The sequence below is a fragment of the Aeromicrobium sp. PE09-221 genome, from assembly GCF_002174305.1.
Classification (GTDB): Bacteria; Actinomycetota; Actinomycetes; order Propionibacteriales; family Nocardioidaceae; genus Aeromicrobium.
This window is the reverse complement of the sequence record NZ_MIJB01000093.1, coordinates 1-1,455: the sequence shown is the minus strand read 5'-3', so window position 1 is coordinate 1,455 and position 1,455 is coordinate 1. Positions and strand designations below refer to the sequence as shown.

Below are 1,455 nucleotides of genomic sequence, written 5' to 3'. Positions count from 1 at the left end.
AAACACTTGACCCATACTATCCTGCGTAATCAATTGTCGGATTGCTCGATTGCGTTTGGCAATCGGATGGAAGGGGTCTGATTCATGATGCGACTGCAATCGCTCCAATATTCCGGAACGTAATAAAAACTGCTGTTGCGTCTCATATGTCCAACGAGTTAGGCCGACGGATTGACCCACTTCAATACATGAACTGAAATTCACATGACTGGTTATATCCTGTTCACCAACACGCTGATAAGGATTCGTATTCGCCTGATGTCGATAATAGCACATCAACGTTCCCTCCATACGTGCTGGAGCATATAACACCTCTGCCAGCTCACCATAATCAATCGTTACCAGCATTCCTGACTGCATCACACTTGTTACCTGCTTTATCCAATCCGCCACATGACGATTATATTCGATCACCTGTCCGTCAGCTAATTTGATCTGTTGTGGCACAAACTCGGATACAGATTGATCCTCGACACGCAATCGGTGTTCAACGAATCGCTGCTCGTCTTCATCCCAACCAACGAACAACTCGTACCAATTCCCGGTTTGATAGGAGTAGCGATGAATTGGAAATGCGTCCAGCAATTCATTGGAAAGTATGATGCTACATGGGGGCAACCCTTGTTCCTGTCCAACGTTATCCCACTGTTCAGGCGACACCACTCGTATACGTTCACGATGAGGTTGCAAGCTGTTCTTTTGTAACCATTGATGATACCCACTGCGATCGACAATCGTATAACGAATATGTTCATATCGCTCGGGATAGCATTGCTGGAGCTCGTCTAATATTTGACTTGCTAAACGACCTGTCCCTCCTCCCCATTCCACAATCCAGCAGGACAGATGTTCTGGAATGCCGCATTCACGCCAATAGTGAACAAAAGTTTTCGCTAGCATCTCACCCATTAATGAACCAATCGAGGAAACCGTATAAAAATCTCCGTCCTTACCAATCTTCGGTATCGAATTTGAATAATAACCGTACTGTGAATGATATAGACATAATGCCATATAATCATGGAATGAGAGCAATTGATTACTCGTTTCCGACATCCTTGCTACAATTTCATCAACCAATTGCGGATTGCCAAGTTCAATGTGAGTCACCAACTATCCCTCTCTTCTCTTTAGACAAAGTAAGCTTGAAACGTTATAATGGGGTAATCAAAACGATTCAATTGTAAACCAAACACGGAATGGAGCTAATCTCTAACTATGAAACGAACGACTACAATCACAATCATGATTATACTGCTCACCTTCATCGTGACAAGCTGTGTAGATCGACAACAGCTTAAAAACGAGTTGATCGGAGCTCTTCAACAACAATCCTTGATGGAAAACTACCGTTTCCATGGTACATCACAGCTCACAATTGATTCACCTACAGGTCAATATAGCAGTCAGCCGCTATCCAATTCGGTACTCTCGTGTTCCTAGGCTGTTTCCTGG

The 1,455-nt window shown here is 43.7% G+C and carries 1 protein-coding gene; it reads right to left on the bottom strand.

All coding sequences use genetic code 11. From position 1 onward, the window contains the following. Window positions 1-1,110: SAM-dependent methyltransferase (locus tag BHE97_RS19485; RefSeq protein WP_140400282.1), on the bottom strand; the 1,110-nt coding region annotated here is incomplete at its 3' end. Window positions 1,111-1,455: the final 345 nt, after the last annotated feature.